Origin of the sequence: Streptomyces nogalater (assembly GCF_039532885.1) — a bacterium.
In the GTDB taxonomy this organism is placed as follows: domain Bacteria; phylum Actinomycetota; class Actinomycetes; order Streptomycetales; family Streptomycetaceae; genus Streptomyces; species Streptomyces nogalater.
This window is the reverse complement of record NZ_BAAASM010000101.1, coordinates 1-567: the sequence shown is the minus strand read 5'-3', so window position 1 is coordinate 567 and position 567 is coordinate 1. Positions and strand designations below refer to the sequence as shown.

General features: G+C 70.4%; 1 protein-coding gene. It reads right to left on the bottom strand.

What is annotated here, in order from left to right; all coding sequences use genetic code 11:
• Positions 1 to 567 (bottom strand): replication initiator (locus tag ABD350_RS37845; RefSeq protein ID WP_344354007.1); only part of this gene is annotated, 567 nt, incomplete at both ends.

The window sequence follows — 567 nt, the reverse complement described above, 5'->3', positions numbered from 1 at the left end:
TTCTCCGGGGCGGTAGCCGCTGCTGAGGTAGGTCCAGGACGAGGTGGTGACGAGGGTGGTCTCGTCGGTGGTGGGCAGGCCGGCGCGGGCGCGGGCGGCTTCGGCCTGGGCGAGACGCCAGGCACGGCGTACGTCGCGGAGGGCGCCGAGGGTGGTGGAGTAGGCGCGGGACTTGCTGGAGAAGTGGCCGCGGAAGCCGAGCATGTGCGCCCACTTCCAGAGCTTGAGGCCGGCGAACTCCGGAAGGTGCCCGAGCGCCCAGGCGGTACGAATCATCTGCCGTACGTGCTGCTGGACGGGCAGGGCCTTGATGGGTTCGGCCTGCCCGGTGCCGTCACAGTCGGGGCACCGGTCGTGGAAGCCGTCGGGGCCGCGCACGTGACCGCGTCCCTGGCACGGACGGCACATGAGGGTGCGGTCCACGGTGCCCGACCCTTCGGCGCTCTTGGTCGCGTACTTGGCGACGTACCCGGCGACCTTGGCATCTGTGTACTTGGCAACCCGCGCGTGGGTGAGTTCACCGTCGCCGAGGGCCGAGATGGGGTCGACTTTGAACCGTTCGCCCCA